This is a genomic window from Streptomyces sp. NPDC041205, from assembly GCF_055591765.1.
This window is the reverse complement of sequence record NZ_JBVIZH010000001.1, coordinates 931,649-944,047: the sequence shown is the minus strand read 5'-3', so window position 1 is coordinate 944,047 and position 12,399 is coordinate 931,649. Positions and strand designations below refer to the sequence as shown.

General features: G+C 71.8%; 12 protein-coding genes. 11 read left to right on the top strand and 1 reads right to left on the bottom strand.

Annotation, left to right across the window (positions count from 1 at the left end; genetic code table 11):
* Positions 1-104 precede the first annotated feature (104 nt).
* From ACZ6BG_RS04210 to ACZ6BG_RS04175, 8 genes are all read left to right on the top strand, one after another.
* Positions 105-458: a histidine triad nucleotide-binding protein gene (locus ACZ6BG_RS04210; RefSeq protein ID WP_468449665.1), complete on the top strand. Its 354-nt coding sequence runs from the start codon at positions 105-107 to the stop codon at positions 456-458.
* A gap of 54 nt (positions 459-512) precedes the next feature.
* On the top strand, positions 513-1,421 hold the full coding sequence (locus tag ACZ6BG_RS04205; protein WP_468996673.1) for a ribonuclease Z: 909 nt from the start codon (positions 513-515) through the stop codon (positions 1,419-1,421).
* Between the two features lie 80 nt (positions 1,422-1,501).
* Positions 1,502-2,503 (top strand): adenosine deaminase, encoded by a 1,002-nt coding sequence (locus ACZ6BG_RS04200; RefSeq protein ID WP_468996671.1) that lies wholly within the window; start codon positions 1,502-1,504, stop codon positions 2,501-2,503.
* A gap of 66 nt (positions 2,504-2,569) precedes the next feature.
* Positions 2,570-3,724 carry a carbohydrate kinase family protein gene (locus tag ACZ6BG_RS04195; protein WP_468996669.1) on the top strand — a complete coding sequence of 385 codons (1,155 nt, stop codon included), beginning with the start codon at positions 2,570-2,572 and terminating at the stop codon, positions 3,722-3,724.
* A gap of 144 nt (positions 3,725-3,868) precedes the next feature.
* Positions 3,869-6,070, top strand: a complete 2,202-nt coding sequence (locus tag ACZ6BG_RS04190; protein ID WP_468996667.1) for a PhoH family protein — start codon at positions 3,869-3,871, stop codon at positions 6,068-6,070.
* A gap of 15 nt (positions 6,071-6,085) precedes the next feature.
* Positions 6,086-6,583 (top strand): rRNA maturation RNase YbeY, encoded by a 498-nt coding sequence (gene ybeY, locus ACZ6BG_RS04185; protein ID WP_030357706.1) that lies wholly within the window; start codon positions 6,086-6,088, stop codon positions 6,581-6,583.
* Positions 6,584-6,587: 4 nt separating this feature from the next.
* Positions 6,588-7,895: a hemolysin family protein gene (locus ACZ6BG_RS04180; RefSeq protein ID WP_468996664.1), complete on the top strand. Its 1,308-nt coding sequence runs from the start codon at positions 6,588-6,590 to the stop codon at positions 7,893-7,895.
* On the top strand, positions 7,892-8,248 hold the full coding sequence (locus tag ACZ6BG_RS04175) for an MmcQ/YjbR family DNA-binding protein (RefSeq protein ID WP_468996661.1): 357 nt from the start codon (positions 7,892-7,894) through the stop codon (positions 8,246-8,248). Before ACZ6BG_RS04180 ends, ACZ6BG_RS04175 begins: the two co-directional genes overlap by 4 nt.
* A gap of 31 nt (positions 8,249-8,279) precedes the next feature.
* Here the strand turns inward: ACZ6BG_RS04175 and ACZ6BG_RS04170 are convergent, their stop codons facing one another.
* Positions 8,280-9,758 (bottom strand): MFS transporter, encoded by a 1,479-nt coding sequence (locus ACZ6BG_RS04170; protein ID WP_468996659.1) that lies wholly within the window; start codon positions 9,756-9,758, stop codon positions 8,280-8,282.
* Between the two features lie 85 nt (positions 9,759-9,843).
* On the opposite strand from ACZ6BG_RS04170, the gene ACZ6BG_RS04165 reads away from it, so the two are divergent.
* The 3 genes from ACZ6BG_RS04165 to era all read left to right on the top strand — a co-directional run bounded on the left by ACZ6BG_RS04165 (position 9,844) and on the right by era (position 12,385).
* Positions 9,844-10,752 carry a helix-turn-helix transcriptional regulator gene (locus tag ACZ6BG_RS04165; RefSeq protein WP_468996657.1) on the top strand — a complete coding sequence of 303 codons (909 nt, stop codon included), beginning with the start codon at positions 9,844-9,846 and terminating at the stop codon, positions 10,750-10,752.
* Positions 10,753-10,782: 30 nt separating this feature from the next.
* Positions 10,783-11,136 carry a cytidine deaminase gene (locus ACZ6BG_RS04160; protein WP_468449656.1) on the top strand — a complete coding sequence of 118 codons (354 nt, stop codon included), beginning with the start codon at positions 10,783-10,785 and terminating at the stop codon, positions 11,134-11,136.
* A 286-nt stretch (positions 11,137-11,422) separates the two neighbouring features.
* Positions 11,423-12,385, top strand: coding sequence for a GTPase Era (gene era / locus ACZ6BG_RS04155; RefSeq protein ID WP_468996654.1), 963 nt, complete (start codon positions 11,423-11,425; stop codon positions 12,383-12,385).
* Positions 12,386-12,399: the final 14 nt, after the last annotated feature.

Here is a 12,399-nt window from a genome sequence, read left to right as displayed (position 1 = left end):
CGCCGCCCTCGGCCCGACCCCGCGCACCCCGCCGCCCCACCACCCCCGCACCCCCCCGATACCATGCGACAAAAGTGACCCCAGTGACCCGGGAGAGTGTCCCCATGGCGGGAGAACCGCAGGCCGACTGCCTGTTCTGCAAGATCGTCGCGGGTGACGTACCCGCGACCGTCGTGCGGGAGACCGAGACGACCGTCGCCTTCCGCGACATCAACCCGCAGGCCCCCACGCACGTCCTGGTCATCCCCAAGGCGCACTACCCGGACGCCGCGTCGCTGGCCGCCGCCGATCCGAAGGCCGCCGCTGACGTGCTGCGGGAGGCCGGTGAGGTCGCCGCCGAGGAGAAGGCCGAGAGCTACCGCATCGTCTTCAACACCGGTGCGGGCGCCGGGCAGACCGTCTTCCACGCGCACGCCCACGTCCTCGGAGGCCGCGGCCTCCAGTGGCCCCCCGGCTAGCCGATCCAGCACCGCCACCCCCGCCCTCACCCCGAACAGCTGGGACAACCTCCTGTGTCCGCACGTGAATTGGTGGTCCTCGGCACCGCGAGCCAGGTACCGACCCGTCAGCGCAATCACAACGGCTACGTCCTGCTCTGGGACGGCGAGGGCATCCTCTTCGACCCCGGCGAGGGCACGCAGCGCCAGATGCTGCGTGCCTCCGTCGCCGCGCACGACCTGAACCGCCTCTGCGTCACGCACTTCCACGGCGACCACAGCCTCGGCCTCGCGGGCGTGATCCAGCGCATCAACCTGGACCGCGTGCCGCACCCCGTCACCGCCCACTACCCGGCGTCCGGCCAGCACTTCTTCGACCGGCTGCGGTACTCGACGGCCTACCGCGAGACGGTCGACCTCGCCGAGGCGCCGGTCGCCGCCGACGGCGTCATCGCGCGCACCCCCTCGTACCGCCTGGAGACGGCGAAGCTCTCCCACCCCGTGGAGGCGTACGGCTACCGCCTCGTCGAGCCCGACGGGCGCCGCATCCTGCCCGCGCTGCTCGCCGAACGCGGCATCAAGGGGCCTGACATCGGGGTGCTGCAGCGCGAGGGCAGCCTGCGCGGCGTGACGCTCGACGAGGTCAGCGAGGCGCGCCGCGGACAGCGGTTCGCCTTCATCATGGACACCCGGCTGTGCGAGGGCGTGCACGCCCTCGCCGAGGGCTGCGACATGCTCGTCATCGAGTCGACGTTCCTCGACGAGGACCACCGGCTCGCCTCCGACCACGGCCATCTCACCGCGGGTCAGGCCGCGGGCGTCGCCCGGGACGCCGGGGTGCGCCACCTCGTCCTCACCCACTTCAGCCAGCGCTACGCCGACCCCGCGGTCTTCGAACAGCAGGCGCGGGCCGCCGGGTTCGAGGGCGAGCTGACGGTCGCGCGGGACCTGATGCGCGTACCGCTGCCCAAGCGCAGCCCCTGAACCCCCTGCCCGAGCCTCCGGCCCACCTGAGCCACCCGAACCACCCGAACCACCTGAGCCACCGAGAGAAACGCGCCACCATGCCCCTCCCCAAGGCCGAACTGCACCTGCACATCGAAGGCACCCTCGAACCCGAGCTCGCCTTCGCGCTCGCCGAACGCAACGGCGTCCAACTGCCGTACGCAGACACCGAAGAGCTCCGCAAGGCCTACCTCTTCGACGACCTCCAGTCCTTCCTCGACCTGTACTACGGCCTGATGGCCGTCCTGCGCACCGAGGCCGACTTCGAGGAACTCGCCGACGCCTACCTGGCGCGGGCCGCCGCGCAGGGTGTGCGGCACGCCGAGATCTTCTTCGACCCGCAGGCGCACACCGCGCGCGGCGTCCCCTTCGCCACGGTCGTCGAGGGCCTCGGCCGCGCCCTGGACCGCAGCGAGGAGCGGCACGGCGTCTCCACCCGCCTCATCCTGTGCTTCCTGCGCGACCAGTCCGCCGAGTCGGCCCTCGCGACCCTGGAGGAGGCCAAGCCCCATCTGCACCGCATCACCGGCGTCGGCCTCGACTCCGCCGAGGTCGGCCACCCGCCGAGCAAGTTCGCCGCCGTGTACGAGGCCGCGGGCGCGCTCGGGCTGCGCAAGGTCGCGCACGCGGGGGAGGAGGGCCCGGCCGCCTACGTGCGCGAGGCCCTCGACGTGCTCGGGGTGGAGCGCATCGACCACGGGCTGCGCTGCATGGAGGACCCGGAGCTGGTGGAGCGCCTGGTGCGGGACCGGGTGCCGCTGACGCTGTGCCCGCTGTCCAACGTACGGCTGCGGGCCGTCGACATCCTGGAGAAGCACCCGCTGCCGCAGATGATGGCGGCCGGACTGCTGTGCACCGTCAACTCCGACGACCCCGCCTACTTCGGCGGCTACGTCGACGACACCTTCCACGCCGTCCACGAGGCCCTGGACATCGGCCCGGAGGGGCTGCGGGAGCTGGCCCGCAACTCCTTCGAGGCCGCGTTCCTGGACGGCGGCCCCGAGGAGGAGGCGCTGCGCGCGCGGTACCTCGCGGAGGTCGCGGCCTACACGTTCGACTGACGGACACCGGGCCGTCCCCGCGGCGTGCGACGGCGCGGTGTCACAGGCCTGGGTTACGTTGCCCTCATGGCCGTACCACCCGCTGTACCACCTGGCGCATCGCCACAGACACCCGCCGCGGCTGCGGAGACCGTCGTCGATCCCCTCAAGTCGGCGCGCAGGGCGGGCGATCCGCCCTGCGACGTGTACCTCACGGGGACCGTCTTCCTCGACATCATCTTCACCGGCCTCGACTCCGCGCCCGTGCGCGGCACCGAGTCGTGGGCGCGCGGCATGGGGTCGAGCCCCGGCGGCGTCGCCAACATGGCGAGCGCCCTGGCCCGGCTAGGCCTGCGCACGTCCCTGGCCGCCGCCTTCGGCGACGACCACTACGGGGAGTACTGCTGGGACGCCCTGGAGCGCGGCGAGGGCATCGACCTGTCGTCGTCACGGACCGTGCCCGGCTGGCACTCGCCGGTGACGGTCTCGATGGCGTACGAGGGCGAGCGGACCATGGTCAGCCACGGCCACGAGCCGCCGCCCGACGCGGACTCCCCGGACGGCGGCGCCCCGAAGTGCCCGCCGCGGGCGCGCGCCGCCATCGCCTCCCTGGTGCCCGGGGCGCGGGCGCCCTGGATCGCCGCGGCGGCCCGGCGCGGCACCCGGATCTTCGCGGACGTCGGCTGGGACGACACCGGGGCCTGGGACCTGGCCGCGCTGCCCGACCTGGCGCACTGCGAGGCGTTCCTGCCGAACGCGCAGGAGGCCATGCGGTACACGGGCACCACCTGCCCCCGCGCCGCCGCGCACGCCCTCACCGAGCACGTGCCGCTCGCCGTGGTCACCCTCGGTGCCGAGGGGGCGTACGCGGTCGACGGGCGCACCGGCGAGACCGCGTCGGTGCCCGCCATCGAGGTGGAGGCCCTCGACCCCACCGGGGCGGGCGACGTGTTCGTCGCGGGCTTCGTCACCGGCACGCTGGCCGGGTGGCCGCTCGCCGACCGGCTCGCCTTCGCCGGGCTCACCGCGGCGCTGTCCGTGCAGGAGTTCGGCGGCTCCCTGTCGGCGCCCGGGTGGGCGGAGGTGGCGGCCTGGTGGCGGCGCGTCGGCGAGTTCGACGAGCAGGACCCGGTGGCCCTGCGGCGGTACGCCTTCCTGGAGGCCCTGCTGCCCGCGGGCGGCGGCCGGGCCTGGCCGCTGCGGCGCGCGGTCCCGACGATCGGCTTCGGCCGCTCTCTGTAGGCCCCTCGGTTTCCGGCCCGCCCGTGCCCGTCCCGGAAAACGGCTTAGGCCTTGTCAGTGGCGCGTCGTACGCTTGGCAGTGCAGAAGTCGCCTCGCGGCGAGTCCCGTGACGAGGAGGATGAGCAGGCCTTCAGAGCCGGCCCATGACGCACACACCGACAGCTCAGAATCCTGCGCAGCCGCAGGACGCGGAACAGGACACGGCACGGAAGCGGGCGCCCGGAAAGGGCATCGGCAAGGCTCATTTCTCCGTCCCGGCCAAGCACCCCATGGTGATGGTCCTGGGCTCCGGAGACGCGCTGCTGCGAGTGATCGAGACGGCCTTCCCGGCGGCCGACATCCACGTCCGGGGCAATGAGATCAGCGCGGTCGGTGACGCCCACGAAGTCGCCCTCATCCAGCGCCTGTTCGACGAGATGATGCTGGTGCTCCGCACCGGACAGCCGATGACGGAGGACGCGGTGGAACGCTCGATCGCCATGCTCAGGGCGGACGACAGCGGCGAGGCGGACGGCGAGGAGACCCCGGCCGAGGTCCTGACGCAGAACATCCTCTCCTCCCGCGGCCGCACCATCCGCCCCAAGACGCTCAACCAGAAGCGGTACGTCGACGCGATCGACAAGCACACGATCGTGTTCGGCATCGGCCCCGCGGGCACCGGCAAGACCTATCTGGCCATGGCCAAGGCGGTCCAGGCCCTGCAGTCCAAGCAGGTCAGCAGGATCATCCTGACCCGCCCCGCGGTGGAGGCGGGCGAGCGCCTCGGCTTCCTGCCCGGCACGCTCTACGAGAAGATCGACCCGTATCTGCGCCCGTTGTACGACGCGCTGCACGACATGCTGGACCCGGACTCGATCCCGCGCCTCATGGCCGCGGGCACCATCGAGGTCGCTCCGCTGGCGTATATGCGAGGGCGTGCCCAGCCTGTCTTCACGAACGTCCTGACGCCCGACGGCTGGCGTCCCATCGGCGACCTCCAGGTCGGTGACCTGGTCATCGGCTCGAACGGTGAACCCACCCCGGTCCTTGGTGTCTACCCGCAAGGGGAGAAGGACGTCTTCCGCGTCACCGCCCAGGACGGCGCCTGGACCCTCTGCTGCGGCGAACACCTGTGGACGGTCCGTACGGCATCGGACAGGCGCCGCGACGAGCCGTGGCGGGTCATGGAGACCCGGGAGATGGTCGGCAACCTCCGCGCCGCGCACGCCCGCCGGTACGAACTGCCGATGCTCACCGCACCTGTCTGCTTCCCTGAGCGCGAAGTTCCCATGGACCCGTATGCGCTCGGGCTCCTGCTCGGAGACGGCTGCGTGACCGGCTCCACCACCCCGTCCCTCTCCACCGAGGACGTGGAACTCGTCCGCGCCTTCGAGGCGGCTGTCCCCGGCGTCACCGTCCGGCACAAGGGCGGACCCGACTACGTGCTCAACCGGACGAAGTCTCCTGGCGATGTGATGACCCTGGAGAACCCGGTGACCCGTGTGATGAGGGAACTGGACCTGCTGGGCACCCGATCACACTCCAAGTTCGTGCCCGACGGCTATCTGTTCAACTCCGCCGAGGTCCGCCTCGCGGTTCTCCAGGGTCTGCTGGACTCGGACGGCGGGCCGGTGGCACAGGCCGACCGGACGTGCCGCGTCCAGTACTCGACCACGTCGATTCTGCTCCGCGACCACGTGATCGCGCTGGTCCAGTCCCTGGGAGGCGTCGCCTACACCAGGCGTCGCGCCGCCGCGCACCGCAATCGGAGCACTGCGCTCGCCGCGCACCGCAATCGGAGCACTGCGCTCGCCGCGCACCGCCGAGACTCTCATCAGGTCGACATCCGTCTCCCGGAGGGCATCGAGCCCTTCCGTCTCGCACGTAAGCGGGACGCGTACCACGCGGCCGGGGGCGGCGGCCGTCCGATGCGTCACATCGACACCATCGAGCCTGCGGGTCGCGAGGAGACGGTCTGCATCCAGGTGGCCGCCGAGGACTCGCTGTACGTCACGCAGGACCACCTGCTGACGCACAACACCCTCAACGACGCGTTCATCATCCTGGACGAGGCGCAGAACACGAACCCCGAGCAGATGAAGATGTTCCTCACCCGCCTCGGCTTCGAATCGAAGATCGTGATCACGGGCGACGTCACGCAGATCGACCTGCCGAACGGCACGAAGTCCGGTCTGCGCCAGGTCCAGGACATCCTCGACGGCGTGGACGACGTGCACTTCTCGCGGCTCACGTCCTCCGATGTCGTACGGCACAAGCTCGTCGGCCGTATCGTCGACGCGTACGAGAAGTACGACAGCCAGCACGGCACCGAGAACGGCTCCCAGCAGGGCCGCAGAGGAAAGTAGCGGGACAGGCGCACCATGTCGATCGACGTCAACAACGAATCCGGAACCGAGGTCGACGAGCAGGCGATCCTCGACATCGCCCGCTACGCGCTCGCGCGGATGCGCATCCACCCGCTCTCCGAGCTCTCGGTGATCGTCGTGGACGCCGACGCCATGGAGCAACTGCACATCCAGTGGATGGACCTGCCCGGGCCCACGGACGTCATGTCCTTCCCCATGGACGAGCTGCGCCCGCCCATGAAGGACGACGACGAGCCCCCGCAGGGCCTCCTCGGCGACATCGTGCTCTGCCCCGAGGTCGCCCTCAAGCAGGGCCAGGAGGCGCCGACGCAGCACTCCATGAACGAGGAGCTCCAGCTCCTCACCGTCCACGGAGTGCTGCACCTGCTCGGGTACGACCACGAGGAGCCCGACGAGAAGGCCGAGATGTTCGGCCTGCAGGCGGCCATCGTCGACGGTTGGCGCGCGGAGCAGGGCCTCACCGGCCCGTCCCCGGCGCCCACCGTCTCCTGACGCCATGTCCGTCCAGCTCATCGCCGGCGCGGTCGCCCTGATCGTGGTGGCCTGGCTCGCCGCCTGCGCCGAGGCGGGCCTGGCCCGTGTCTCCAGCTTCCGCGCCGAGGAGGCCGTGCGGTCCGGCCGGCGCGGCAGCGCGAAGCTCGCGCAGGTCGCCGCCGACCCCGTCCGCTATCTGAACGTGGCCCTGCTCGTGCGCGTGACCTGCGAGATGGCCGCCGCCGCCCTCGTCACGTACGCCTGCCTGCAGGCCGTCGACGTCACCTGGGAGGCGCTCGCCATCGCCATCGGCGTGATGGTGCTCGTCAGCTATGTCGCGGTCGGCGTCTCCCCGCGCACCATCGGCCGCCAGCACCCGCTGAACACGGCCACCGCGGCGGCGTACGTCCTGCTGCCGCTCGCCCGCGTCATGGGCCCCATCCCGCCGCTGCTCATCCTCATCGGCAACGCCCTCACCCCCGGCAAGGGCTTCCGGCGCGGCCCGTTCGCCTCCGAGGCCGAGCTGCGGGCCATGGTCGACCTCGCCGAGAAGGAGTCCCTGATCGAGGACGACGAGCGCCGCATGGTGCACTCCGTCTTCGAGCTCGGCGACACCCTCGTGCGCGAAGTCATGGTCCCGCGCACCGACTTGATCTCCATCGAGCGCTTCAAGACCGTCCGGCAGGCGCTGACGCTCGCGCTCCGCTCGGGCTTCTCGCGCATCCCCGTGACCGGCGAGAGCGAGGACGACGTCGTCGGCATCGTGTACTTGAAGGACCTCGTCCGCAAGACACACATCAACCGCGACGCCGAGAACGACCTCGTCTCCACGGCCATGCGGCCCGCGACGTTCGTCCCCGACACGAAGAACGCCGGGGACCTGCTGCGCGAGATGCAGCAGGAGCGCAACCACGTGGCCGTCGTCATCGACGAGTACGGCGGCACCGCGGGGATCGTCACCATCGAGGACATCCTCGAGGAGATCGTCGGCGAGATCACCGACGAGTACGACCGCGAGCTGCCGCCCGTCGAGGAGCTCGACGGCGAGTGCTACCGCGTCACGGCCCGTCTCGACATCGGCGACCTCGGCGAGCTGTACGGCCTTGAGTCCTACGACGACGAGGACGTCGAGACCGTCGGCGGGCTGCTCGCCAAGGCTCTCGGGCGGGTGCCGATCGCCGGGGCCTCGGCCGTCGTGGACCTCCCCGACGGGCGCGCCCTGACGCTCACCGCCGAGGCGGCGGCCGGGCGGCGCAACAAGATCATCACGGTCCTCGTGGAGCCGGTGGCCCAGGCGGGCCCCGGCTCCGGGGAAGGCGCCGCGCGATGACCCCCGCCGAACTACGGGCGTTCTGCCTGTCCTTCAACGACGCCGTCGAGGAGTTCCCCTTCCGGCCCGAGACGTCGGTGTTCAAGGTCGCGGGGAAGATGTTCGCGCTGTCCTCCCTGGACGCGGAGCCGCTGACCGTGAACCTCAAGTGCGAGCCGGAGATCGCCCTCCAGCTGCGGGCCGCCCACCCCGAGATCGTCCCGGGCTGGCACATGAACAAACGCCACTGGAACACGGTGTCCCTGGCCGGGGCGCTCCCCGACCGCCAGGTCAGGGAACTCGTAGAGGACTCGTACGACCTGGTGGTGGCGGGGCTGCCCCGGGCGGTGCGGCTGCGGCTGGACCGGCCCTAGGGCCGGTCGGGGCCGGGGTCCGAGTCCGGGATCAGGGGCGGCGCCGGCGCAGGCCGACGGCCACCAGGGCCGCCGTGACCAGGATGATCAGGGCGTCGAGGGCCAGGACGGTGCGGGTGCCCGCGAGGACGTCCGTCGACGTCGTGGCGAGGACGCCGAGGAGGGGGATGCCGATGGTGATGCCCACCTGCTGGGTGGAGGTGACGAGCCCGGTGGCGAGCCCCTGCTCCGCGTCGGGCACGCCCGACGTCACCGTCACCCCGTACGAGACGATCGCACCGAGGTGGAACATGCTGGCCACGGAGATCGCGGCGGTCGCCAGCCACACGGACCACATCTGCTCGCCCACCGCGATGAGCGCCGCCACGAACAGACCCTGACCGAGCAGCGACCCGATCAGCGTGCGGCGCGGGCCGAAGCGGCCGATGACCTTGGGCGCGAGCATGCCCGCGACGACGGACAGAACGCCCTGCACGCCGAAGACGAGGCCGGTCTGGAAGGCGGACAGGTCGAGGACGTCCTGGAAGTAGAGCGTCAGGACGAAGACGACCGTCGACATCATCGAGAAGGTGACGAGACCGCCGAGGTTGCCCCAGGCGACCGTGCGGCGCCGCAGCATCGGCAGGGACACCAGCGGCGAAGCGGCGCGCGACTCGACGTACCCGAAGAGGGCGAGCAGCCCGACGCCCGCGATCAGCGTGACGATGACGTCGGTGCCGCCGAAGCCGCGCTCGGCGGCGGTGGACAGCGCGTAGATGAGGGCGAGCAGCCCGCCGGTGACGGTGAGGGCGCCGGGGATGTCGAGGCGGGGCCGGTCCGGGGTGCGGGACTCCGGGAGCAGGCCGGGGGCCAGCGGGAGCACGATCAGGGCGAACAGGGTGAGCAGGCCCATGGTGGAGCGCCAGCCGAGGGTGTCGGTGAGGACCCCGCCGAGGACCATGCCGACGGTGAAGCCGAGGGAGAGCAGCGTGCCGGAGATGCCGAGCGCGCGGTCCCGCTGCGGGCCCTCCGGGAAGGTCGTGGTGAGCAGCGACATGCCGGTCGGCACGATCGCCGCCGCGCCCACGCCCTGCAGCGCCCGCCCGGCGAGGAACGACGCCGGGTCCCACGCGAGCGTCGCGAGCAGCGAGGCCGCGCCGAACAGCGCGAGCCCGCCGAGGAACAGCCTGCGCCGCCCGAAGAGGTCGCCGAAGCGTCCGAAGAGCAGCAGGAAGCCGCCGGACGGCAGCGCGAAGGCGGTGACGGCCCACTGGAGCGCGGCATGGCTCATGCCGAGGTCCGAGCCGAGGACGGGCAGGGCCACGTTCAGCACGGAGAAGTCGAGGGCGACCATGAACTGCGCGGCGCACAGCACGAAGAGGATGAGCCGGTCGCGGTGGGAGAGCCGGGGCGGGGGCCCGGCGGGAGCGGTGGCCCGCGCGGCGGCCTTGGGGGCGGCGGCCTTCGGGGCCGCGGTGGTGGTCGAGGTGCCTGCGGCGGTCGGGGAGGGAGCGGAAGTGTCTATCGCCATGGTCGACAGCCTCCGTCGGCCGGAATAGCCGTGGGGAGCGGGAACTTATGCTGGTGGTGCGAACACCAGGCGCAACCGCGTACGGATGACAGGGGGAGCGGTGGTCAGCCAGGCCGAGGAGCGGGCCGACGGGACGAGGACGCGTCGACGGGTCGAGCTGCGGGACTTCCTGATGAGCCGACGGGCCCGGGTGACCCCGGCGGAGGCGGGTCTTCCGGAAGGAGGCGGGCGGCGCCGCACGCCGGGGCTGCGGCGCGAGGAGGTCGCCGTGCTCGCGGGCGTCGGGGCTTCCTGGTACCAGTGGCTGGAGCAGGGCCGGGACATCTCCGTGTCCCCGCAGGTCCTGGACGCCGTGGCCCGGGTCCTGAAGCTGTCCGGCACCGAACGGCGCCACCTGTACGTGCTCGCGGGCCTCAACCCGCCCGTGCCGCAGGCCGAGGAGGGCGCCGCGGACATGTGCGAGGGCCTGCGGCGGCTCATCGACACCTGGATGCCGTACCCGGCGCACATCATGGACCGCTACTACAACTGCGTCATCTACAACGACGCGGCCGCGATGGTCCTCAGCATGCGCCCCGGGACCACCCAGAACTGCATCCTCGACTTCTTCACCGACCCCATGTACCGCTCGCGCAACGTGAGTTGGGAGCAGAACGCGGTGACTCTCGTCGCGCAGTTCCGCGCGGCCTGCTCCGAGCATCCCGAGGACGAGGGCTTCCAGGAGCTGCTCGCGCGGCTGCACGCCTCGGGCGAGGAGTTCACCTCGTTGTGGGAGCGGCAGGACATCCGGCCCGCCGGCCAGGTCCACAAGGAACTCGACCATCCGCTCGTCGGCATCCTGCACGTGGAGTCCACCGCCCTGAAGGTGCCCGCGCGGCCCGACCTCACGATCGTGCTGCACACGCCGCTGCCGCTGGCCGACACCGCGGAGAAGCTCGCCTGGCTGGCGTCCCCGGAGGCCCGGCGCGGGGCGATGTACCGGGTGGCGGGCTGAGCCGCCTGGGCGGCTCCTTATGCTCGTGCCATGACTGAGTCCACCGACCTCGGCCCCGAGGACCAGAAGATCGTCACCCTCGCCCGCTCGGCCCGCGCCCGCAACGGCGTGCCGGAGGGCGCGGCGGTGCGGGACGAGACGGGGCGTACGTACGTCGCCGGGACCGTCGCCCTCGACTCCCTGCGCCTTTCCGCGCTGCGCACGGCCGTGGCCATGGCGGTGGCGTCCGGCGCGGAGTCCCTGGAGGCGGCGGCGGTGGTGTCGGGGGAGGCGGGCCTGAGCGCGGAGGATCTGGCGGCGGTGCGGGACCTCGGCGGGGCCGGTACGCCCGTGTTCCTCGCGGGACCGGATGGGTCGGTCCGACTGACGGCTGAGGCGGGCTGACCTTCGCGGGGCGCCCCGGTCCCGCCCCTTCCCGAAACCGGGGGCGCTGCCCCCGGGCCGCCGGGGTGGGGGTCCCGTGCGGGTGGGACAGCCCCCGCCGAATCGGCGCTCCGCGCCTCGTCCTCAATCGCCGGACGGGCTGAGACGTTGCCGGGGCGGGTGGGCGGGGGACAGCCCGCCCGGCGTTTGAGGGCGAGGCGCGCAGCGCCGAAAGGGCGGGGAAAGGGGCGCAGCCCCAGCCGACGGGCACCGCCCAGGGCGCCCCCGCCCGAAAAGATCAGGGACAATGGACGCCATGAGCGTGCGTACCCCTTCACCCGAGCCGTCCGAGCAGGCCGCCCACCGCGCCGGTTTCGCCTGCTTCGTAGGCCGCCCCAACGCGGGCAAGTCCACCCTCACGAACGCTCTGGTCGGCAAGAAGGTGGCGATCACCTCGAACCGGCCGCAGACGACGCGGCACACCGTGCGCGGCATCGTGCACCGCCCCGAGGCCCAGCTGATCCTGGTCGACACCCCCGGTCTGCACAAGCCCCGCACGCTGCTCGGCGAGCGGCTCAACGACGTGGTCCGCGCCACCTGGGCCGAGGTCGACGTCATCGGGTTCTGTCTGCCCGCCAACGAGAAGCTCGGGCCCGGTGACCGGTTCATCGCCAAGGAGCTGGCGTCGATCAAGAAGACGCCGAAGATCGCGATCGTCACGAAGACCGACCTCGTCGACAGCAAGGCCCTCGCCGAGCAGCTCATCGCCATCGACCAGCTCGGCAAGGAGCTGGGCTTCGAGTGGGCCGAGATCGTGCCCGTCTCGGCGGTCGGCGAGAAGCAGGTCGACCTGCTCGCCGACCTCCTCGTCCCCCTCCTGCCGGAGGGGCCCGCCCTCTACCCCGAGGGGGATCTCACCGACGAGCCCGAGCAGGTCATGGTGGCCGAGCTGATCCGTGAGGCGGCTCTTGAGGGCGTGCGGGACGAGTTGCCGCACTCCATCGCCGTGGTCGTCGAGGAGATGCTGCCCCGCGAGGACCGGCCCGCCGACAAGCCGCTCCTCGACATCCACGCCTTCGTGTACATCGAGCGGCCCAGCCAGAAGGGGATCATCATCGGTCCCAAGGGCAAGCGGCTGAAGGACGTCGGGATCAAGTCCCGCAAGCAGATCGAGGCGCTCCTCGGTACGCCCGTCTACCTCGACCTGCACGTCAAGGTGGCCAAGGACTGGCAGCGCGACCCGCGCCAGCTGCGCAAGCTGGGCTTCTGACCTCGCGGGTGCGC

Bases quoted from the DNA above. Each gene is read 5' to 3' on its own strand.
- ACZ6BG_RS04210 (WP_468449665.1), top strand. From the start codon at position 105: ATGGCGGGAGAACCGCAGGCCGACTGCCTGTTCTGCAAGATCGTCGCG.
- ACZ6BG_RS04200 (WP_468996671.1), top strand. From the start codon at position 1,502: ATGCCCCTCCCCAAGGCCGAACTGCACCTGCACATCGAAGGCACCCTC.
- ACZ6BG_RS04195 (WP_468996669.1), top strand. From the start codon at position 2,570: ATGGCCGTACCACCCGCTGTACCACCTGGCGCATCGCCACAGACACCC.
- ACZ6BG_RS04190 (WP_468996667.1), top strand. From the start codon at position 3,869: ATGACGCACACACCGACAGCTCAGAATCCTGCGCAGCCGCAGGACGCG.
- ybeY (WP_030357706.1), top strand. From the start codon at position 6,086: ATGTCGATCGACGTCAACAACGAATCCGGAACCGAGGTCGACGAGCAG.
- ACZ6BG_RS04180 (WP_468996664.1), top strand. From the start codon at position 6,588: ATGTCCGTCCAGCTCATCGCCGGCGCGGTCGCCCTGATCGTGGTGGCC.
- ACZ6BG_RS04175 (WP_468996661.1), top strand. From the start codon at position 7,892: ATGACCCCCGCCGAACTACGGGCGTTCTGCCTGTCCTTCAACGACGCC.
- ACZ6BG_RS04170 (WP_468996659.1), bottom strand. From the start codon at position 9,758: ATGGCGATAGACACTTCCGCTCCCTCCCCGACCGCCGCAGGCACCTCG.
- ACZ6BG_RS04165 (WP_468996657.1), top strand. From the start codon at position 9,844: ATGACAGGGGGAGCGGTGGTCAGCCAGGCCGAGGAGCGGGCCGACGGG.
- ACZ6BG_RS04160 (WP_468449656.1), top strand. From the start codon at position 10,783: ATGACTGAGTCCACCGACCTCGGCCCCGAGGACCAGAAGATCGTCACC.
- era (WP_468996654.1), top strand. From the start codon at position 11,423: ATGGACGCCATGAGCGTGCGTACCCCTTCACCCGAGCCGTCCGAGCAG.